The organism is Streptomyces sp. NPDC048171, assembly GCF_043202655.1.
Taxonomy (GTDB): Bacteria; Actinomycetota; Actinomycetes; order Streptomycetales; family Streptomycetaceae; genus Streptomyces.
In genome coordinates, this window is record NZ_JBIDAU010000004.1 from 1 (window position 1) to 18,613 (window position 18,613).

The window sequence follows — 18,613 nt, forward strand, 5'->3', positions numbered from 1 at the left end:
GGTTACATTCCGAACCCGGAAGCTAAGCCTTACAGCGCCGATGGTACTGCAGGGGGGACCCTGTGGGAGAGTAGGACGCCGCCGAACAATCATTGTGGAAAGCCCCGCACCGGGAACGGTGCGGGGCTTTCTGCGTTTATGAGGGTCTCACCAGTTTCGTGTCATAGGCCAGGATCACCGCCTGGACGCGGTCGCGGGAACCAGTCTTGGACAGGATGCGGCCCACGTGGGTCTTCACCGTCGACTCGGCCAGGTGCAGGCGCTCCGCTATCTCCGTGTTGGTCCAGCCCTGGCCCATGACCCGCAGGATCTCGGTCTCGCGGTCGGTGAGGGAGGCCAGGCGGGAATCGAGGGTGTCGTCGGGCTCGGCGGAGGCGTCCGGCAGGTGCTGGACGTAGGCGTCGAGCAGGCGGCGGGTCAGGCTGGGGGCGACCACCGCGTCGCCCGTGGCCACCGACCGGATGCCGGCGAGGAGTTCCTCGGGCTGGGCGTCCTTGACCAGGAAGCCGGACGCGCCGGCGCGCAGGCCGGAGTAGGCGTACTCGTCGAGGTCGAAGGTCGTGAGGATGAGGACCCGGGTGCGGCCGCCGGTCGCGACGATGCGGCGGGTCGCCTCGATGCCGTCCAGGCCGGGCATGCGGACGTCCATGAGGACGACATCGGGGTGGAGTTCGGCCGTCAGGCGGACGGCCTCGGCGCCGCCCGGCGCCTCGCCCACGACGGTCATGTCGTCCTGGCTCTCCAGGAGCATGCGGAAGCCGAACCGCTGCAGGGGCTGGTCGTCGGCGATGAGGACGGTGGTCACTGCGGGATTTCCTCCGGTAGATGCAGGTGGACGCGCCAGCCGCGTTCGGGGTGCGGGCGTGGGCCCGCGTCAAGTGTGCCGCCGTACAGGGACGTTCGCTCGCGCATGCCGGGCAGGCCGCGGCCGCCGCGGCGGGCGGGAGACGGGGCGGTCCGGGCGGTGTCGGTGACCGTGAGGGTGACGGCGCCGCCGGCCTCGTAGGAGAGGGCGATGTGTGCGGTGGCGTCGGGGCCGGCGTGCTTGAGGGTGTTGGTGAGGGCTTCCTGGATGACGCGGTAGAGGGTGAGCTGGCGGCCCTCGGGGAGCGTGGCGCGGCCGTCGATGCTCGCACCGACGGGGAGGCCCGCGCGGCGGACGCCGTCCAGGAGTCGGTCGAGGTCGGTGAGGGCGGGCTGCGGGGCGAGCTCGGCGGGGCCGTCCTGATCGTCGTCGCGCAGGACGTCCAGCAGGCGGCGGAGTTCGGCGAGGGCCTGGCGGCTGGTGGTGCCGATGGCGTCCAGGGCCTGAGTGGCGCGCTCGGGGGACTTGGCGGCTGCGTACCGTCCGCCGTCGGCGAGGCCGGTGATCACGGAGAGGTTGTGGCCGATGATGTCGTGCATCTCCCGGGCTATGCGGGTGCGTTCGGCGGCCGCGGCGAGCCGGAGCTGCTGATCGCGTTCGGTCTCGAGACGGTGTGCGCGGTCCTCCAGGACCTCGGTGTGGTCGCGCCGGGCCCGGGTGGTGATCGCGATGAGGGCGACCACGCCGATGGACAGGAGCATCGCCCCGATCTGCTGGTGCCAGGAGCCGTCGTCGCCGTACCGGGCGGCGGTGACGAAGGCCGGGGCGGTCACCACGGGGGTCATCCACCACAGGGAGCGCAGGGGGCGGCGCAGGGTGATGTGGAAGACGAGGACGAGCTGGAGCAGGGCGGCCTGGAGGGCGGTGCCGGTCCAGGCGTTGACGAGGTCGACCGGGACCATGAGGAGGAGCACGGCCACGGGGTGGGTACGGCGCCAGAGGAGGGGGACCGAGAAGGCGAGGCTCATGGCGATGACGAGGCCGCCGGGCACGTCGAGGCTGTGGGCGTTGTGGCGCCAGCCGCCACCCGCGTAGTCGGTCAGCGCGGCGATGACCCAGAAGGCGGTGAAGTGCAGGTCCCACACGAGCGGACGGCGTCGGTCGAAGGCGCGCAGGCGCCGGGTGACGCGCTGGACGTACTCGGTGAGGGGTTCGGCCGCTCGGTCTTCCGGGACGGGCTTCACGGGCTCCATTCGACCATGGTCGGCGGCGAGGCGGGCGGGGGCGTCCGTCCGGGGGCCGTATATGAGGTGAGGGGTGTAGTACCCGGGTATTACGGTGGCCCGCATGAGTGCCTCGGTCCCCGGTGACTACGTGATCCGCTCCATACGCGCCGACGAGTGGCCCGCCGTGAAGGAGCTGCGTCTGCGCGCGCTGCGGGATCCGCTGGCGCACCTCGCCTATCTGGAGACGTACGACGACGCGGCGGCGCGGCCGGACTCCTACTGGCAGGAGCGGGCGGCCAAGGCCGCGGAGGGGCAGACCGAGGCGCAGCAGATCGTCGCGGTGGGGCCCGGAGGGCTGTGGCTCGGCACGCTGACCGTGCTGGTGGAGGAGGCGGGGACCTCGGACTGGGCCGGGTTCCCCGTGGAGCGGCGGCAGGGGCATGTCGTCGGTGTGTTCGTGCGGCCCGAGTGGCGGGGGAGCGGGCTGACCAAGGCGCTGTTCGACGTCGGCGTGGAGTGGGCGTGGGCGAACGGCGCGGAGCGGGCGCGGCTCATCGTGCATCCGGACAACGGGCGGGCGCAGGGCGCCTACCGGAACGCGGGGTTCGAGGCGAGCGGTCGGACGGTGCCGCTGGCGGGCGGGCCGGGGGACCACGAGCTGGAGTTCGTGCTGGAGCGCTGACGCGGGACCGCTACACGGGGAGTTCGTCGTGGGGCCAGCGGGCTCGGCCCTGTTCCCGGGAACGGAGCAGGGCCAGGGTCGGCATGCCGTGGTCCGCGCCGGTGGTCAGCAGTTCCGGGAGCTGGGGAAGCGGCGCCACGGCGGCGACGTCGTCCAGGACGAGGGTCATTGGTGGGTCGAGGCGACCGGAGGATGACCGTTCGGCCATGCGCCGGCCGCGCTCGACCACGCTGGAGACGAGCGCCGTCAGCAGCGGCATCGCGCCGGGGCTCGTGCGAGGGTCCTCGATGGATTCCCCCACCACGTAAAGGGTGCCCTGTTCGTGGACGAAGGAATCCAAGGCGAGGGCATCACTTCGGTTGGGAGTGCAGGCCTCGCGGATGTTGACCGTGGAGAGTGCCGCGAGAGCCCGGGCGGTCAACTGCTGGGCCATGTCCCGGCGTTCGGGGTGGGCGGTGAGGGCACCTTCGAGTTCGCCCGCGGCGCCGGGCGCGGCCTTGGGGTGGGTGCGCAGGACGCGTACGGCGTCCTGGATCTGGAGGCCCTGGGACCAGCGGTGGACGTGGCGGACGGTGCGGCCGTCGATGGCGGCCGCGTGGAGGTAGCTGCGCAGCAGGAGTTCGGCGGTGTCGCTGACGGCCTGGTCGAGGCGGGCGGTGGGGCGGATGGGGGCGAGGAGGGCGGCCGCTCTGGTCGTGGCCGTCCGTCCGTCCTCGCAGCCGGCGGTGGGGGACCAGTGGAGGCGGGCCGGGGTGTCGCAGCGGTGGGTGGGGTCGTACAGGTGGACCGGGCCGAGCTTGGCGCGGGCGTCCTTGGTGTCCTGCCAGAGGGCCGGGTTGGAGGTGACTACCAGGGCCGCGCCTTCCGCGTCACGAAGGGTCCGGGTCGCCGTTGAGTGGCGGGTGTCCGGGGGGCCGTAGTGCACCGCGCCTTCGGCGCGGTTTGTTTCCCATACGCCCACCCGTTCACCGTCGGCCACAGAAGTGACGGGCGGTACCTCCGGAACCGTCTGCTGCTCCGGTGCCCTGGGGACCGGTACTTCGTGCACCGGCTCCCGCGCAGGCGTAGGCTCCGGTTCCCGCGCAGGCTCAGGCTCCCGCACGGGCGCCGCCACCGCCTCCGCACGCCGTCGCTGTCGTACCGCCCGCCACCGGGCCACCGTGCCCATCACGAACACCGTCAGGACGACCAGCACCATCATCTGGCCGATGAACAGCCCCCAGAACAAGCCGTAACCGGAGAGCGCGCCCGCCGGGGTGTCGGGCCAGGCGCCGGGGATGTCGTGGGGCTCGGCGATCAGCTCGCGCATGGCCAGCGGGGTGCCGGCGAAGGTCACGCCCGGGGGCCAGGAGCCGTGGGTGAACAGGGCGGACAGCCCGGTCGCGGTCCACACCAGCAGGGTCATGCCGAGGAGGAAGGCGAGTATGCCGACCAGCAGGCCGTCCGGGATGCCACCCTGGGCCGGCCGCTGGTCGCGGTGGTCGTCCGGTCTCATGCGTCCGGTCCCTCCCCGTGTTCCTACGCCACCGTCGATTCGGACGAGTCGCCGATGTGCTGCTCCATGAAGGCCGCTGCCCGTTCCTCCGCCTCCAGTTCGGCGGCGCGCAGGGCGTCGTCGTTGAACTCGGCGGAGGACTGGGTCATCGCGCGGTCGGTGAAGACCAGGGGGCGTTCGGTCTCGGTGATCAGGTGTTTGACCACCTGGACGTTGCCGTTGACGTCCCACACCGCGATGCCCGGCGTGAGGGTGGGGATGATCTCCACGGCCCAGCGTGGCAGGCCGAGGACGCGTCCCGTGGCCCGCGCCTCGTCGGCCTTCTGGGCGTAGATGGTCCGGGTGGAGGCCATCTTGAGGATGGCCGCGGCCTCTCTGGCCGCCGCGCCGTCGACGACGTCGGACAGGTGGTGGACCACCGCCACGAAGGACAGGCCGAGCCGGCGTCCGAACTTCAGCAGCCGCTGGAACAGCTGCGCCACGAACGGGCTGTTGATGATGTGCCAGGCCTCCTCGACCAGGAAGATGCGCTTCTTCCGGTCGGGGCGGATCCAGGTGTGCTCCAGCCAGACGCCGACGATGGCCATGAGGATCGGCATGGCGATGGAGTTGCGGTCGATGTGGGAGAGGTCGAAGACGATCAGCGGGGCGTCGAGGTCGATGCCGACCGTCGTCGGGCCGTCGAACATGCCGCGCAGGTCACCGTCGACGAGGCGGTCGAGGACGAGGGCCACGTCCAGGCCCCAGGCCCGCACGTCGTCTATGGCGACGTTCATCGCCTCGGCGGACTCCGGCTCGGGGTGGCGGAGCCGCTCGACGATGTCGGTGAGGACGGGCTGGCGTTCGACGATGGTCTCGTTGACGTAGGCGTGCGCCACCTTGAGCGCGAAGCCGGAGCGCTCGTCGAGGCCGTGCCCCATGGCGACCTCGATGATCGTCCGGAGCAGCGCGAGCTGGCCGGTCGTCGTGATCGCCGGGTCGAGGGGGTTGAGGCGGATGCCGTGGTCCAGGGCGGCCATCGGGTCGAGGCGGATGGGAGTTATGCCCAGCTCCTCGGCGATGAGGTTCCACTCGCCGACGCCGTCCTCGCCCTGGGCGTCCAGGACCACGACCTGGCGGTCGCGGAAGCGGAGCTGGCGCAGGACGTACGTCTTCTCCAGCGCGGACTTGCCGTTGCCGGACTCCCCGAGCACCAGCCAGTGCGGGGCGGGGAGCTGCTGGCCGTAGAGCTGGAAGGGGTCGTAGATGTAGCCCTTGCCGGAGTAGACCTCGCGGCCGATGATCACGCCGGAGTCGCCGAGGCCGGGCGCGGCGGTGGGCAGGTAGACGGCCTGGGCCTGGCCCGTGGAGGTGCGGACGGGGAGGCGGGTCGTCTCCACCTTCCCGAAGAGGAAGGACGTGAAGGCCTCGGTGAGGACGGACAGCGGGTCCCGCATCTGGCTCAGCCCCTACCTTCGGATGCCGGTGGCGAACGGAAGTGTGTTCACGAAGGCGCGATGGTGCTCACGGTCGCACCACTCCAGTTTCAGGTACGACTTCCCGGCCGACGCCCTTATCGTCCGCTTGTCGCGGGCCAGGGCCTCGGGGGTACGGGAGGAGACGGTGATGTAGCCGACCAGGTTGACGCCGGCCGCGCCGCTGGCGAGGTCCTCGCCGCGCTGGTCGAGGCGGCCGTGGGCGGCGATGTCGCGGGGGTCCACGGTCCGGTTCATCTTGGCGGCGCGGGACGCCTCGGCGTCGTCGTTGGTCTTCTCGGTCAGCATGCGTTCGATGGCGACCTCGGTGGGTTCGAGGTCCATGGTCACGGCGACCGTGCGGATGACGTCCGGGGTGTGGACGAGGAGCGGCGCGAGGAAGTTCACGCCGACCGGGGTCATCGGCCACTCCTTGATCCAGGCGGTGGCGTGGCACCAGGGCGCGCGGGTGGAGGACTCGCGGGTCTTGGCCTGGAGGTAGGTGGGCTCCATGGCGTCCAGCTCGGCCGGCCAGGCGTTGCGCTTGGTCATCGCCTGGATGTGGTCGATGGGGTGGTCCGGGTCGTACATGGCGTGTACGAGGGAGGCGAGCCGGCCCTGGCCCAGCGGCTGGCGTACGCGGATGTCGGCTTCCTGGAGGCGGGAGCAGATGTCGGTCAGCTCGCGCGCCATGACGACGGCGAGGCCGGCGTCCCGGTCCAGCTTGCGCCCGTTCTGCGGGCGGGCGGCGCGGGCCATGGCGTTGGCCTCGGCGGCCAGGTCGCGGTTGTAGTGCATGCAGGCGATGAGGTACGCGCGGTGCTGCTCGCTGCTGGTCGACACCATCGACTGGAGCTGGTCGTACGACTGCTGGAGCCACGGCAGCGACTTGGCGTCGCCGCGCTGGGCGACGTCCTTGGCGTGCGCGTCGGGGTCGGCCGGGAGGGTGCGGGCCAGCATCTGGATGCGGGTGACGAAGCCGTCGCCGTTGGCCACGTGCTTGAGCAGGGTGCCGAAGCGGTCGACCAGGGCTTCCTGGTCCTCGGAGTCGCGCAGCCCGACGCCGGGGCCCTCGATCTCGATGGCGGCGGTGACCGTCTTGCGGTCGGCGTGCAGCAGAACGGCGATCTCGTCGGGGCCGAAGGGCGCCGCCAGCCAGCTGATGCGGCCGATGCCGGGCGGTGGGCCGACCTCGACCTCACGCCCGTCGGCCCGGGTGCCCGCCTCGATGGCGCCGGAGCGGTAGGTGGTGCCGTTGCGCAGCGTCCGCTTGAAGCTGCGGTTGATCTCGAACCACTTGTAGAACGTGCGGTGCTTGTACGGCACGTAGACGGCCGCCAGCGCGAGCATCGGGAAGCCGCAGAGCAGCACGATGCGCAGGGAGAGGACGGGGACGAGGAGCCCGCACATCATGCCGAGGAAGGCGCCCACGACGATCAGCGCGATCTCACCGGTCTCGCGGTTGCGGCCGACGATCGCGTTCGGCCGGGCGCGGCCGATCAGATACGTACGGCGGGGCGTGACCGGATGGGACACGTGGGACTCGGTCGTCAACGCCCGTCACCTCCTGTGCTCTTGCTGTTGCGGGTGTTGCTGGCGTGGGGCGTGTTCACCGGGCTGCCGGAGCGCGGTGCGGGTGCGGCGGAGGGGACATTTCCGCCGCCGCCGTTCGAGGGGCGCGAGCTGTGCGCGGCGACTCCGCCGGAGGCGGGGTTCGAGGGGCGGGCGGCCGCGGAGGACGAGGACTGGCCGCCGCCGTCGCCGTTGTTGCGGGCGCTGTGGGTTCTGATGCCCTGGGCGACGAGGTTCGCCGGGGAGCTGATCACCGCGGCGGCCTTGCCTTCGGCGCCCTGCATGATGCGGTTGTTGCGGCCGTTCGCGATCTCGTCGCCGAAGCCGGGGACGAAGCGGTAGATCATCGCCGAGGCGAAGATCGCGAGCAGGATGATGGCGAGGCCGGAGACGACGGCCGAGAAGGCGTCGGGTCCGTCGTCGGCCGACAGGGCGCCGGCCAGCCCGAGGACGATGACGATGACGGGCTTGACGAGGATCACGGCGATCATGATTCCGGCCCAGCGGCGGACGTGGCCCCACAGGTTCTTGTCGACCAGGCCGGCGTAGACGACGGTGCCGAGCAGGGCGCCGACGTAGAGCAGGGCGGCGCGGATGACGAGTTCCAGCCAGAGGACGCCGGCGGCGAGGATCGACACCAGGGAGACGACGATCAGCATGATCGGTCCGCCGCCGATGTCCTCGCCCTTCTCCAGGGCGCCGGAGAACGTGCCGAAGAAGGTGTCCGTCTGGTCGCCGGTGGCCTTGGCGAGGACGTCCGTGACGCCGTCGGTGGCGGAGACGACCGTGTACAGGATCAGCGGCGTGAACGCCGACGCGAGGACGGTGAGCCAGAGGAACCCGATCGCCTCGGAGAGCGCGGTGGTGAGCGGGACGCCGCGCACGGCCCGCTTGGCGACGGCCAGCAGCCACAGGAGGAGCGTGAGGATCGTCGACGCCGCGAAGACGACGGCGTACTGCTGGAGGAACGTCGGGTTCGTGAAGTCGACGTTGGCGGTGTCCTGCACGGCGGCGCTGAGCTTGTCGATGGTCCAGGCGGCGGCCTTGGCGCAGCCCTTGGCGAGGGAGGAGAGGGGGTCGAGGGTGGCGGTGGGGCTGTAGTCGCCCCCGCCGGTACCTCCGGTGGATCCGCCGCCTTCGCCTCGTTGGCAGTAGTCCTTGGCGGGGCCGCGGATGAGGTCGCACGGGTCGTCACTGGGCGCGGGAGTCGGCGTAGGGGTGGGTGCGGCGACGGCGCGGGTGGCCAGCAGCACGGCCGAGGCCTGCACGGCGGCGAGGGCGGCCGTGACCTTGAGGAAGCGGTGGTTAGCGCGCATACGTGAACCCTCCGTACTCCTCGACGGCCTTCGTCATGTCTTCGGCGGTGGAAGCCCGCTGATCGCGCCCGACCGGCACAGGCCCGTCCTTCTGCTGGAAGTCGGTGACCTTCCAGTCCTCGTTTGTCCAGGTCAGCTGGTACGTGGTGGTGTACCAGCTCTCGGTCACCGGGTTGGTCGACTTGCCGCCGGACAGTCCGAAGAGCGAGGTGTACCAGACCTCGACGGTCGCCTTGTCGGCACTTGACGCCGTGATCTTGGTGCCGACCGGGATCACCCGTGAGACGAACGTCTGCCCCGCCGGCGCTTTGCCGCTGTTGTCCAGGCCGATGTTGGCCAGGAACTTCGGGTTCGCGTACGCGCCGTCCAGATCCGCCTGCCGCGAGGCGGCGACATCGGGCGCGTAGACGGTGTCGACGATCCCGTGCCGTCTGGCCTTGTCGAACATGCCGTCAGATCCCAGTGCCACCGCGTAGTTCGCCGCCGCGCTCTGTGCGCCCTGGTCGTCGTGGGCGAAGCCCGACTGGACCGGCTGGGTGCCGGAGGGGGCCGTTGCCGAGGTTTTGGGGTTGCCGGCGGCCGCCTCGTCGTCCGGGGCTGCGGAATCGTCTCCTCCACGGTTCGCGAAGGCGATCGCCGCGATGAGGAGGACGACGACGCCGACCACCGTGACCAGGCTCCGTGAGGACGAGCGGCCGCCGCGCCGCGGACCCCCGTCCGCGTCGGGCAGTCTGGTCCGTGTCTGACCGGTGCCGCCGTAACCGCCGGAGGACTGGTGGTCGTCTCCGAGACTCATGCCGCGTACGCCCCCTCGACGTCGTGCCTGCCGTAGAAGTACGACGGTAGCCGTGCTGGTTCCCGCGCGGGCGCGGTGTGGTGACTCGACATCAGGGAAACGCAACCTCAGCCGGTTGGCACGACGGGCGGGTGGGATGGGGGAGACAGGGACCGTGGGGTGCCGGGCTACACGGCCATCCCGTACACGATGGTGAAGAGGGTGCCGAGCGAGCCGATGATGAACACGCCCGTCAGCCCGGCAATGATGAGGCCCTTGCCCTGCTCCGCGCTGAAGGTGTCGCGCAGCGCGGTGGCGCCGATGCGCTGTTTGGCGGCGCCCCAGATGGCGATGCCGAGGCAGAGCAGAATGGCGACGGCCATCACCACCTCGATCATGATCTTGGCCTCGTTGCCCAGGCTGCCGAAGGGGCCCCAGTCCGGAGCGATCCCCCCGATGATGGTGTTGATGTCTCCCTCGTCGGCCGCAAAGAGCATGTAAGTCACCGCCCCTGTTGGGTAGTTCCGCGCCCTCTGCGGACGTGCAGAGGTCAGGCCTCATTGTCGCTGACAATGCCGCCGTCGTATGTCGACTTGGCGTCATTGATTGGCGGGTTTCGTACGAATAGCTTGCCACCGCTTCACGCCGGGTGCTCAGGGAGGCGCGTGACGGGGTACGAAGTGTCGTATCGTCACTCTGTGTATCACGGCAGGTCACGAGGGGCAACGATGCGTGAGCGAAACCTGCCGGGCGGTTCGGTCGTTAGGCCCTTTCAGGCCGTCTTCGGGTCCTGGTGGCGGATTCTGACGGGTGGTCGGGTGAAGGACCGTTTCGGTGTTCGTCCGGTGACGGCCGCCGCACGGGTGTCGCCTCTACACTGAGCCGGGCGGCGACTCCTGGACGGCGAGGGGCGGTTGACGGTGCGTAAGGCATGGATCGCGGGGACCGTGGTCGTCGGGTCCGGTCTCTCCTTCGTGATGCTGCTGGTCGTGGGCGTCTACCTGGTCGCGGGAGGTCTCGCGGGAGGCGCCGGCGGAGGGACGAAGAAGCTCGCCAAGGGGTCGGTGCCCGCGGCCTACCAGCCGCTCGTGCAGAAGTGGGGAAATCTCTGCCCCGCCATCAACCCGGCGCTGCTCGCCGCCCAGCTCTACCAGGAGAGCGGCTTCAACCCGAAGGCGCAGAGCCACGCGGCGGCGCAGGGCATAGCGCAGTTCATCCCCGGGACGTGGGCGACCCACGGCATCGACGGGGACGGGGACGGCGACCGGGACGTGTGGGATCCCAACGACGCGATCCCGTCGGCCGCCTCGTACGACTGCTCCCTCGCGTCGTACGTGAAGGACGTGCCCGGGAATCCGACCGAGAACATGCTGGCCTCCTACAACGCGGGGGCCTACGCGGTGATCAAGTACCAGGGTGTCCCGCCGTACAAGGAGACCCGGAACTACGTGAAGGTGATCACCACCCTGGAGAAGAGCTTCGCGGCGCCCCAGACGCGGGTGGATCCGTCGGAGCAGGCCGCCGGGGCCATCGCGTACGCGCAGAAGAAGCTCGGCACGCTCTATCTCTGGGGCGGGAACGGCACGCCCGAGCAGGGCGGGCGGTTCGACTGCTCGGGGCTGACCAAGGCGGCGTACGAGAGCGTGGGGATCAAGCTGCCGCGCGTCGCGAACGACCAGTACAACGCGGGGCCGCATCCCTCGCGGGACGAACTGCTCCCCGGCGACCTGGTGTTCTTCTCGGACGATCTCACCAACTCCCGGGCCATCCGGCATGTGGGGATTTACGTGGGCGGCGGCTACATGATCGACGCGCCCCGCACGGGTGCTGTGATCCGGTTCGACCCGATCGACACCCCCGACTACTTCGGGGCCACGCGGGTGACCGAGGATGGCGCGAAAGCGCTGCCCACCACGGTGTGAATGCGAGGGTGTGAACTAAGCGTGAAACCCTGCCCTGAGCTGCGGCGACGTGTTTCTCTTCGATAACGTCTGCGTGATCATTCAGTGGAGTGTGGAACGTATCAACGGGGGTCGTGCGTTCCTGTGTGCGTGCAGGTGACCACGGGGGTGGCGGAAGAGGTGCGCGTTCGGCGCGCCGGAGGACATGACGAAGGGGCCGCAGCACCATGGCTGGACTCGCCGAATCCGGGTCGAACCCCGACGTCGAGCTGCTCTACGACATCAATGGCCTGGCCAAGGACGCGCCGCACTGGTTCGACCGGGTCATGGAGTTCGTCGGTGAGTACGGACTGCTGTTCGCGATCGTGCTGCTGGTGCTCTGCTGCTGGTGGGGTGTGCGGCGGCGCGGCGGCGAGGACGCGGCGTCGAACGTGGCGGCCCTCGTGTGGGCGCCGCTCGCGGCCGGCGTCGCGGTACTGATCAACGTCCCGATACGGGGTTTCGTGGAGCGTCCCCGGCCCTTCAAGACCCATGACGGGCTGGAGGTGCTGATCGAGGGCAAGAACGACTTCTCCTTCGTCAGCGATCACGCGACGCTCGTGATGGCGCTGGCCGTCGCCCTGTTCGTGGCCCACCGCAAGTTCGGGATCGCCGCGATCGTGCTCGCGCTGTTCGGCGGCTTCGCCCGGGTCTACATGGGTGTGCACTACCCGACGGACGTCGTGGGCGGCTTCGCCCTCGGCACGGCGGTCGCGCTGCTGCTGTCGCCGGTGGCCATGGCCCTGCTCACACCGCTGACCCGCGCGATCGAGCGGTCGCCCCGGGTGGGGTGGCTGGTCAGCGCGCGCGGCCCGGAGGGCACGGCCGGACGCGATGCCGTGATCCCCGGGGCGCGCAAGGAGAGCGCCGGGGCGGGCGAGCGGGATCTCGCCGCCTAGAGGACGTACGCGGGCGCCTTTCTAGAGCGCCTGGGGGTTGTCGAAGACGCGGTCCGGGTCGTACTGGTGCTTGAGTTTCGCCAGGCGCGGGGCCGCGTCGGCGTAGTAGGCCTTCCGCCAGTCCGTCAGGGTCGGGTCCGTGTAGTTCTGGTAGGCGGCGCCCGAGGCGTAGGGGCGCATCGACTTGTGGGCGGAGGCCAGCCAGGACTGGGCGTCCGCGCCGCTCGTGCCCGGCCGCCACGAGACGAGGTACTGGGCCAGCGTCCGGGAGCGGCGGTGCACGAACGCGGTCGCCGTCGGGGAGACGCGGTTCACCGCGCCGCCGAGCGCGGTGAACGCGATGCTGCCGGCGCCGCCGCGCACCGCGGTGAGGCGGGAGAGCAGGGCGCGGATGCCGTCCGCCGGGATCGAGCGGTCGAAGAAGTCCGAGCGGGCCGCGTACGTCTCGCGGCCGAGCCGGCCCTCGGGGGAGCGGCCCGGGGTGGAGCCCGGCAGGTGGCAGCGGGCGTCGGTGGAGAACGACGAGCAGCCCGCGTACATCTCCATCGACTCCGCGTACGAACGCCGCTTGAGGTACACCTTGCTCGCGGGCGAGCCGATGCGGCCGGCCAGGCGGTCCACGGCGTTCTGCAGTTCGCGGTAGCCGCCCAGGGAGAAGGCGGCGACCGAGACGGTGGGCGTGCGGCCGTGGGCGGCGGCCAGGTGGAGGGACGACCAGATCTCGTCGGGCTGGTCCGGTCCCCACTCCTGCCAGGCGCGGACGACCGCGGCGGCCCTGCGCCACGGCCAGGTCAGGTACGCCGTCACGGCCCGGGGGGCCGGGTGGGTGCGGAACTGGAACTCGGTGACGATGCCGAAGTTGGCGTTGCCCGCCCCGCGCAGGGCCCAGAACAGGTCCTTGTGGCCGTTCTTGGCGTCGGCGGTGATCTGCTTGCCGTCCGCCGTGATCAGGGTGGCCCGGGTGAGGCTGTCGCAGGTCAGGCCGTAGGCGCGGGAGACGACGCCGTGGCCGCCGCCGAGGGTGAGGCCGGAGATGCCGACGGTGGGGCAGGAGCCGGCGGGGATGGTGACGCCCTTCGCGGAGAGGGCGCGGTACACGTCGATGAGCTTGGCGCCGGCGCCGACGGTGGCCTCGTTGCCGCTCGCGCGGACGCGGTTGAGTTTCGAGACGTCGATGATCAGACGGCCGTCGCCGGAGGACCAGCCCGCGTAGGAGTGGCCGCCGTTGCGGATGGCCACGGGGACGTGGTGGGCGCGGGCGTAGGAGAGGGCCGTGCGGATGTCGTCGGGGTGGGCGGCGTAGGCGACGGCGGTCGGTTTGAGGGCGTCGAAGCGGGTGTTGTAGAGGCGGTGGGCGGATTGCCAGGCGCGGTCGCCGGGGCGGAGCAGGGGGCCGTCCAGGGATTTGGCCAGGGCCGTCCAGGAGGCGGGGGTGGGGGTGCGGGTGGGAGTGCGGGTGGAGGTTGCGGTGTTGGTGAGGCGGGGGGTGGTCTCGGGGTTCTTCGCCGGGCCAGGGCGGCCGGGGCCGGGGTCCGTGCCGGGGCTTGTGCCTGTGCAGGCCGAGGCCGTGGTTGCGGTGAGGGCGGCGGCTGCGGAGCCGCCTAGGAATGTGCGCCGGTGCATGTCGCCTCCGCGTCCCGTGGGGGGTCTTGGGAGGAGACGGGGGTGTGGGGGTGGGGGTTCCACGAGTGGGCCTGGTGGGTGGTCCGGCGTGGGTGCGGTGAGGTCGGCTGGGGGACCGGTGCTGCCGTGGGCCGGGGGTGGGTGTCGCGGCCCGGCGTGGCGGGGTGCCGCTGCGCCCACCCGTGCCGCCCCAGCGGCACGATTGCCCGCAGCTACGGCAGGGGCGGTTGTCCGCGGCTACGCGGGTGTGGCTGCCTGGGGCTACGCCTGGTCGTGGGTTTCCGCGTCCGTGCGGGCCTGGCTTCTGGCTCTTCGGGCCGGGCCTCGCCAGCCGCAGGTGCAGCGGGCCAGGCAGAACGGGCCCTGCTCGACCGTCGTCGTGAGGTGTTCCGGGGCGTCCCCGGGGGCTTCGATGCCGTCCTGTTGCGCCACGCCCGCAACGTTACCGGGGTCGCCTGCCCCTCGTTAACCGGGACGGCAGGGGGTCCGGAACGGGCGGGACGGCTTGGGGCAGGTGGCGATGGTCGGGCGGGAGAGGGAGCGGCGGGGCAGGACGAGGGCGGGCCGTGGGCTCGCCCTGGCCGGGGGTGTCGTCTGCGTGTGTCTGACCGGTGCCGCGTGCTCCGGTCCGGGGGCCACCGCGCAGGGGGCGGAGGGCGGTGATCCGGTCGCCGTGCTGCACCAGGCCGCCGACCGGCTGGTGGCCGCCGGGAGCGCCAAGGCGCGCACCGCGATGGAGATGGCCAGCGGCGGGACGCGGGTGACCATCCGCGGCGAGGGCGTGTACGACTTCGAGGCACGGCTCGGGCGGCTGAAGGTGCGGCTGCCGCAGGATCCGGCGGGGACGAATGGGCACCGGCCGATCACCGAGCTGCTCGCGCCGGGCGCGCTGTTCATGAAGAACCGGGGCGCCGGCGTGCCCGAGGACAAGTGGGTGCGCGTCGACACCGCCTCGCTGTCCGACGGCAACCTGGTGACCGGCGGGGCGACGGACCCCTTCGCCGCCGCAGAGGTGCTGCGCGGCACGCACCGGGCGACGTTCGTGGAGCGCACCGAGGTCGCGGGGACCGCGGTGCGGCACTACCGGGGGACCGCCGATCTCGCGCGGGCGGCCCGCGGTGCCTCGGACGGCAACAGGAAGGCGCTGGCCGCGGCGGCCGAGGGGTTCGCCACCGCCGAGGTGCCGTTCGACGCCTACCTGGACGACGAAGGGCGCATCCGCAAGCTCCGGCAGCGCTTCAGCTTCGTCAACGCAGGCGAGGAGGGCACCGTGGCCGTCGCCTCGACGACGCTGCTCTTCGGCTTCGGCACCGCCGTCCGCGTACGGCTGCCCGAGGAGCGGGACATCTACGCCGGCCGGATCGCGGCGGAGCCCGGTGGGGCTGCGGCCGGGGCCGCGGATGGGGCGGCAGACGGCAAGAACTAGCCCTTCCGTGCCATGCGCGGTGCGTAGGCCGCTCCCTACTCTAGGAAGTCGGTGACGGCAGAGACGAGGTGACGGGTGTGGCTCCGGTCGGCGGCACGGCGGTTCAGGACCACGTGGCCCTCGCCGAGATCGAGCTCTGCGGTGAGCTGATCATCGCGGCGTCGGCCGCCCGGGAGCGGCTCAGCCTCGAGAGCATCGACGAGGTGCTGCGCGTGGCCGAGGAGCGCTCACGTGCGCAGTAGCCGGCCGATGGCCTTCGTCGCCTCTTCCACCTTCGCGTCGATCTCGGCGCCGCCCTTGACGGCCGCGTCGGCGACGCAGTGGCGCAGGTGCTCCTCCAGGAGCTGCAGCGCGAAGGACTGGAGGGCCTTCGTCGAGGCCGAGACCTGGGTGAGTATGTCGATGCAGTAGACGTCCTCGTCGACCATGCGCTGCAGGCCGCGGATCTGGCCCTCGATGCGGCGCAGGCGCTTGAGGTGCTCGTCCTTCTGCTTGTGGTAGCCGTGGATGCCGCGGTCGTGGTCGGTCACGATCTCCGTGCCGTCCGTCTCCACCTGTTCCAGGGCGGCGGAGGACGCACCCGCGTCGGCCTCGGTGGTCGTCATCGCGTCCTCCTGCTGGGTTTCGTCGGATCCGGGGGATCCAGGGGATTGCGGACATATACCCCTGACGGGTATATGGTAACGAACTTTCCCGGGTAAGGGGCCCTTCGCAGAGCCCCGACGTCGCCCCCCTGCTCATCACTCTGCCTGATGGGCGACACTGGGGGACGGCCCGTTAGCCGTGGCCGGATGATGCGCCTAGCATCAGCCTGACCGAAACCCATGCACCCCGAGGACCCCACGTGCGCTTTCGTCTGACCCCCAGGGAGACGAGCTTCTACGACATGTTCGCCGCCTCCGCGGACAACATCGTCACGGGCTCGAAACTCCTGATGGAACTGCTCGGGGCGGACGCATCCGCCCGGGCCGAGATCGCAGAGCGTATGCGGGCCGCCGAACACGCGGGTGACGACGCCACGCACGCGATCTTCCACCAGCTGAACTCCTCGTTCATCACGCCCTTCGACCGCGAGGACATCTACAACCTCGCGTCGTCCCTCGACGACATCATGGACTTCATGGAGGAGGCCGTCGACCTGGTCGTCCTCTACAACGTCGAGGAACTGCCCAAGGGCGTCGAGCAGCAGATCGAGGTACTGGCGCGGGCCGCCGAGCTGACCGCCGAGGCCATGCCGAACCTGCGCACCATGGACAACCTCACCGAGTACTGGATCGAGGTCAACCGCCTGGAGAACCAGGCCGACCAGATCCACCGCAAGCTGCTCGCCCACCTCTTCAACGGCACCTACGAGGCAATAGAGGTGCTGAAGCTCAAGCAGATCGTGGATGTGCTGGAGGAAGCGGCCGACGCCTTCGAGCACGTGGCGAACACGGTGGAGACCATCGCCGTCAAGGAGTCCTGACCTCTTCATGGACACCTTCGCTCTGGTCGTGACCATCGGGGTCGCGCTCTTCTTCACGTACACCAACGGCTTCCACGACTCGGCGAACGCGATCGCGACGTCCGTGTCGACGCGTGCGCTGACGCCCCGGGCGGCGCTCGCGATGGCCGCCGTCATGAACCTCGCCGGCGCGTTCATGGGTTCCGGGGTCGCCAAGACCGTCAGCGAGGGGCTGATCGAGACGCCCGAGGGCTCGAAGGGGATGGGGATCCTCTTCGCCGCGCTCGTGGGCGCGATCGTCTGGAACCTCATCACCTGGTACTTCGGTCTGCCGTCCTCGTCCTCGCACGCGCTGTTCGGCGGCATGGTGGGGGCCGCGCTCGCCGGGAGCACGACCGTGTACTGGCACGGGGTCGTCGACAAGATCGTCATCCCCATGTTCCTGTCGCCGGTCATCGGCCTGGTCTCCGGTTATCTGGTGATGACCGCGATCATGTGGATGTTCCGGCGGGCCAACCCGCACAAGGCGAAGCGCGGTTTCCGTATCGCGCAGACGGTGTCGGCGGCGGGCATGGCGCTGGGACACGGTCTGCAGGACGCCCAGAAGACGATGGGCATCGTGGTCATGGCGCTGGTCATCGCCGATGTCGAGGACTACGGCGACCCGATCCCGGTGTGGGTGAAGATCGCCTGTGCGCTGATGCTGTCCGCGGGGACGTATGCCGGTGGCTGGCGGATCATGCGGACGCTGGGTCGCAAGATCATCGAGCTGGACCCGCCGCAGGGGTTCGCCGCGGAGACGACCGGTGCGTCGATCATGTTCGGGTCGGCGTTCCTGTTCCACGCGCCGATCTCCACGACGCACGTCATCACGTCGTCGATCATGGGTGTCGGCGCCACGAAGCGGGTGAACGCCGTGCGCTGGGGCGTCGCGCGCAACATCATCATGGGCTGGTTCATCACGATGCCGGCGGCCGCGGTGGTGGCCGCGGTGTCGTTCTGGCTGGTGAATCTGCTGTTCCTGTAGGGCGTGACAGCTAGGAGGGCCCGCCCCCGTTGTCGGGGGCGGGCCCTTGTGCTCCTCGCGGTGGCACCGCCATGCAGCACCGCGAGGGGATCGGGGGGCGGGTCTAGCCGAAGCGGCCGGAGATGTAGTCCTCCGTGGCCTGGACCGACGGGTTGGAGAAGATGCGCTCCGTGTCGTCGATCTCGATCAGCTTGCCGGGCTGGCCGACGGCCGCCAGGTTGAAGAACGCCGTGCGGTCGGAGACGCGCGCCGCCTGCTGCATGTTGTGCGTCACGATGACGATCGTGAAGCGCTCCTTCAGCTCGCCGATCAGGTCCTCGATCGCGAGGGTGGAGATCGGGTCGAGGGCGGAGCAGGGCTCGTCCATGAGCAGGACGTTCGGCTCGACCGCGATCGCCCGCGCGATGCACAGGCGCTGCTGCTGGCCGCCGGAGAGCCCGGAGCCCGGCTTGTTCAGGCGGTCCTTGACCTCGTTCCAGAGGTTCGCGCCCCGCAGGGACTTCTCGACGACGTCGTCCAGCTGGGACTTCTTGTACTTGCCGTTGAGGCGCAGGCCCGCCGCCACGTTGTCGTAGACCGACATCGTCGGGAACGGGTTCGGGCGCTGGAAGACCATGCCGACCTCGCGGCGCACGGCGACCGGGTCGATGCCGGTGCCGTAGAGGTTCTCGTCGTCCAGCATGACCTTGCCGTCCACCCGGCCGCCCGGGGTGACCTCGTGCATGCGGTTGAGCGTGCGCAGGAAGGTGGACTTGCCGCAGCCGGACGGGCCGATGAAGGCCGTCACGGAGCGGGGCTCGACGGTCATCGAGATGTCCTCGATGGCCAGGAAGGAGCTGTAGTAGGCGTTGAGGCCGCTGACATCAATGCGCTTGGCCATGGAAATCACTGCTTCTTTCGGGTCGCTGACTGTTGTCGCCTTGGCCGCG

At 70.5% G+C, this 18,613-nt stretch carries 19 protein-coding genes and 1 rRNA gene; 8 read left to right on the forward strand and 12 right to left on the reverse strand.

All coding sequences use genetic code 11. The features are described from left to right. A 5S ribosomal RNA gene (gene rrf, locus ACGF3J_RS11725) occupies positions 1-87 on the forward strand; the annotation flags it as partial. Positions 88-136: 49 nt separating this feature from the next. On the opposite strand, the gene ACGF3J_RS11730 is transcribed toward rrf, so the two are convergent. Both ACGF3J_RS11730 and ACGF3J_RS11735 read right to left on the reverse strand, forming a co-directional pair. Continuing rightward, complete coding sequence (locus ACGF3J_RS11730; RefSeq protein ID WP_161329931.1) at positions 137-805, reverse strand: response regulator transcription factor; 669 nt, start codon at positions 803-805, stop codon at positions 137-139. Then, a complete protein-coding gene (locus tag ACGF3J_RS11735) occupies positions 802-2,058 on the reverse strand; it encodes a sensor histidine kinase (protein WP_393854041.1) in 1,257 nt (418 codons plus the stop codon). Before ACGF3J_RS11735 ends, ACGF3J_RS11730 begins: the two co-directional genes overlap by 4 nt. 94 nt (positions 2,059-2,152) lie before the next feature. Between ACGF3J_RS11735 and ACGF3J_RS11740 the strand changes: the two genes are divergently transcribed. After that, positions 2,153-2,713, forward strand: coding sequence for a GNAT family N-acetyltransferase (locus ACGF3J_RS11740; protein ID WP_202558416.1), 561 nt, complete (start codon positions 2,153-2,155; stop codon positions 2,711-2,713). Positions 2,714-2,723: 10 nt separating this feature from the next. On the opposite strand, the gene ACGF3J_RS11745 is transcribed toward ACGF3J_RS11740, so the two are convergent. From ACGF3J_RS11745 to ACGF3J_RS11770, 6 genes are all read right to left on the reverse strand, one after another. Next, positions 2,724-4,208: a type IV secretory system conjugative DNA transfer family protein gene (locus ACGF3J_RS11745; protein ID WP_393854042.1), complete on the reverse strand. Its 1,485-nt coding sequence runs from the start codon at positions 4,206-4,208 to the stop codon at positions 2,724-2,726. Between the two features lie 23 nt (positions 4,209-4,231). Beyond that, positions 4,232-5,644, reverse strand: coding sequence for an ATP-binding protein (locus tag ACGF3J_RS11750; protein ID WP_161329928.1), 1,413 nt, complete (start codon positions 5,642-5,644; stop codon positions 4,232-4,234). Positions 5,645-5,656: 12 nt separating this feature from the next. Next, positions 5,657-7,216, reverse strand: coding sequence for an SCO6880 family protein (locus ACGF3J_RS11755; protein WP_161329927.1), 1,560 nt, complete (start codon positions 7,214-7,216; stop codon positions 5,657-5,659). Continuing rightward, the gene (locus tag ACGF3J_RS11760; RefSeq protein WP_393854043.1) at positions 7,213-8,550 is read right to left on the reverse strand and encodes a hypothetical protein; all 1,338 of its coding nucleotides are present in this window, start codon (positions 8,548-8,550) and stop codon (positions 7,213-7,215) included. The genes ACGF3J_RS11755 and ACGF3J_RS11760 overlap by 4 nt, the downstream gene beginning before the upstream one ends. Then, positions 8,540-9,346: a hypothetical protein gene (locus tag ACGF3J_RS11765; RefSeq protein ID WP_393854044.1), complete on the reverse strand. Its 807-nt coding sequence runs from the start codon at positions 9,344-9,346 to the stop codon at positions 8,540-8,542. Before ACGF3J_RS11765 ends, ACGF3J_RS11760 begins: the two co-directional genes overlap by 11 nt. 167 nt (positions 9,347-9,513) lie before the next feature. Beyond that, positions 9,514-9,822, reverse strand: coding sequence for a hypothetical protein (locus ACGF3J_RS11770; RefSeq protein ID WP_055417641.1), 309 nt, complete (start codon positions 9,820-9,822; stop codon positions 9,514-9,516). 417 nt (positions 9,823-10,239) lie between these two features. Between ACGF3J_RS11770 and ACGF3J_RS11775 the strand changes: the two genes are divergently transcribed. Next, positions 10,240-11,247: an NlpC/P60 family protein gene (locus tag ACGF3J_RS11775; RefSeq protein ID WP_393854045.1), complete on the forward strand. Its 1,008-nt coding sequence runs from the start codon at positions 10,240-10,242 to the stop codon at positions 11,245-11,247. A gap of 206 nt (positions 11,248-11,453) precedes the next feature. Further along, the gene (locus tag ACGF3J_RS11780; protein WP_161329924.1) at positions 11,454-12,164 is read left to right on the forward strand and encodes a phosphatase PAP2 family protein; all 711 of its coding nucleotides are present in this window, start codon (positions 11,454-11,456) and stop codon (positions 12,162-12,164) included. Positions 12,165-12,185: 21 nt separating this feature from the next. Here the strand turns inward: ACGF3J_RS11780 and ACGF3J_RS11785 are convergent, their stop codons facing one another. Continuing rightward, entirely contained in the window at positions 12,186-13,787 is a 1,602-nt protein-coding gene (locus ACGF3J_RS11785) for an FAD-binding oxidoreductase (RefSeq protein WP_393854046.1), read from the reverse strand. Between the two features lie 261 nt (positions 13,788-14,048). Beyond that, entirely contained in the window at positions 14,049-14,219 is a 171-nt protein-coding gene (locus tag ACGF3J_RS11790; protein WP_202558742.1) for a hypothetical protein, read from the reverse strand. 88 nt (positions 14,220-14,307) lie between these two features. Between ACGF3J_RS11790 and ACGF3J_RS11795 the strand changes: the two genes are divergently transcribed. Both ACGF3J_RS11795 and ACGF3J_RS11800 read left to right on the forward strand, forming a co-directional pair. Next, the gene (locus ACGF3J_RS11795; RefSeq protein WP_161331176.1) at positions 14,308-15,213 is read left to right on the forward strand and encodes a hypothetical protein; all 906 of its coding nucleotides are present in this window, start codon (positions 14,308-14,310) and stop codon (positions 15,211-15,213) included. A 77-nt stretch (positions 15,214-15,290) separates the two neighbouring features. Further along, entirely contained in the window at positions 15,291-15,455 is a 165-nt protein-coding gene (locus ACGF3J_RS11800; protein ID WP_007451049.1) for a hypothetical protein, read from the forward strand. Here ACGF3J_RS11800 and ACGF3J_RS11805 read toward each other — a convergent pair. Continuing rightward, a complete protein-coding gene (locus ACGF3J_RS11805) occupies positions 15,441-15,818 on the reverse strand; it encodes a metal-sensitive transcriptional regulator (RefSeq protein WP_161331177.1) in 378 nt (125 codons plus the stop codon). The genes ACGF3J_RS11800 and ACGF3J_RS11805 overlap by 15 nt on opposite strands. A 239-nt stretch (positions 15,819-16,057) precedes the next feature. Between ACGF3J_RS11805 and ACGF3J_RS11810 the strand changes: the two genes are divergently transcribed. Beyond that, entirely contained in the window at positions 16,058-16,678 is a 621-nt protein-coding gene (locus ACGF3J_RS11810) for a DUF47 domain-containing protein (RefSeq protein ID WP_122621147.1), read from the forward strand. 7 nt (positions 16,679-16,685) lie between these two features. Beyond that, complete coding sequence (pitH, locus tag ACGF3J_RS11815) at positions 16,686-17,684, forward strand: low-affinity phosphate transporter PitH (RefSeq protein WP_161331178.1); 999 nt, start codon at positions 16,686-16,688, stop codon at positions 17,682-17,684. A gap of 103 nt (positions 17,685-17,787) precedes the next feature. Here the strand turns inward: pitH and pstB are convergent, their stop codons facing one another. After that, on the reverse strand, positions 17,788-18,564 hold the full coding sequence (gene pstB / locus ACGF3J_RS11820; RefSeq protein WP_122621145.1) for a phosphate ABC transporter ATP-binding protein PstB: 777 nt from the start codon (positions 18,562-18,564) through the stop codon (positions 17,788-17,790). Between the last annotated feature and the right edge of the window lie 49 nt (positions 18,565-18,613).

Coding starts and splice junctions, on each gene's coding strand:
- ACGF3J_RS11805 (WP_161331177.1), bottom strand. CDS start 15,818: ATGACGACCACCGAGGCCGACGCGGGTGCGTCCTCCGCCGCCCTGGAA.
- ACGF3J_RS11760 (WP_393854043.1), bottom strand. CDS start 8,550: ATGCGCGCTAACCACCGCTTCCTCAAGGTCACGGCCGCCCTCGCCGCC.
- ACGF3J_RS11780 (WP_161329924.1), top strand. CDS start 11,454: ATGGCTGGACTCGCCGAATCCGGGTCGAACCCCGACGTCGAGCTGCTC.
- ACGF3J_RS11735 (WP_393854041.1), bottom strand. CDS start 2,058: ATGGAGCCCGTGAAGCCCGTCCCGGAAGACCGAGCGGCCGAACCCCTC.
- ACGF3J_RS11750 (WP_161329928.1), bottom strand. CDS start 5,644: ATGCGGGACCCGCTGTCCGTCCTCACCGAGGCCTTCACGTCCTTCCTC.
- pitH (WP_161331178.1), top strand. CDS start 16,686: ATGGACACCTTCGCTCTGGTCGTGACCATCGGGGTCGCGCTCTTCTTC.
- ACGF3J_RS11745 (WP_393854042.1), bottom strand. CDS start 4,208: ATGAGACCGGACGACCACCGCGACCAGCGGCCGGCCCAGGGTGGCATC.
- pstB (WP_122621145.1), bottom strand. CDS start 18,564: ATGGCCAAGCGCATTGATGTCAGCGGCCTCAACGCCTACTACAGCTCC.
- ACGF3J_RS11785 (WP_393854046.1), bottom strand. CDS start 13,787: ATGCACCGGCGCACATTCCTAGGCGGCTCCGCAGCCGCCGCCCTCACC.
- ACGF3J_RS11740 (WP_202558416.1), top strand. CDS start 2,153: ATGAGTGCCTCGGTCCCCGGTGACTACGTGATCCGCTCCATACGCGCC.
- ACGF3J_RS11770 (WP_055417641.1), bottom strand. CDS start 9,822: ATGCTCTTTGCGGCCGACGAGGGAGACATCAACACCATCATCGGGGGG.
- ACGF3J_RS11795 (WP_161331176.1), top strand. CDS start 14,308: ATGGTCGGGCGGGAGAGGGAGCGGCGGGGCAGGACGAGGGCGGGCCGT.
- ACGF3J_RS11765 (WP_393854044.1), bottom strand. CDS start 9,346: ATGAGTCTCGGAGACGACCACCAGTCCTCCGGCGGTTACGGCGGCACC.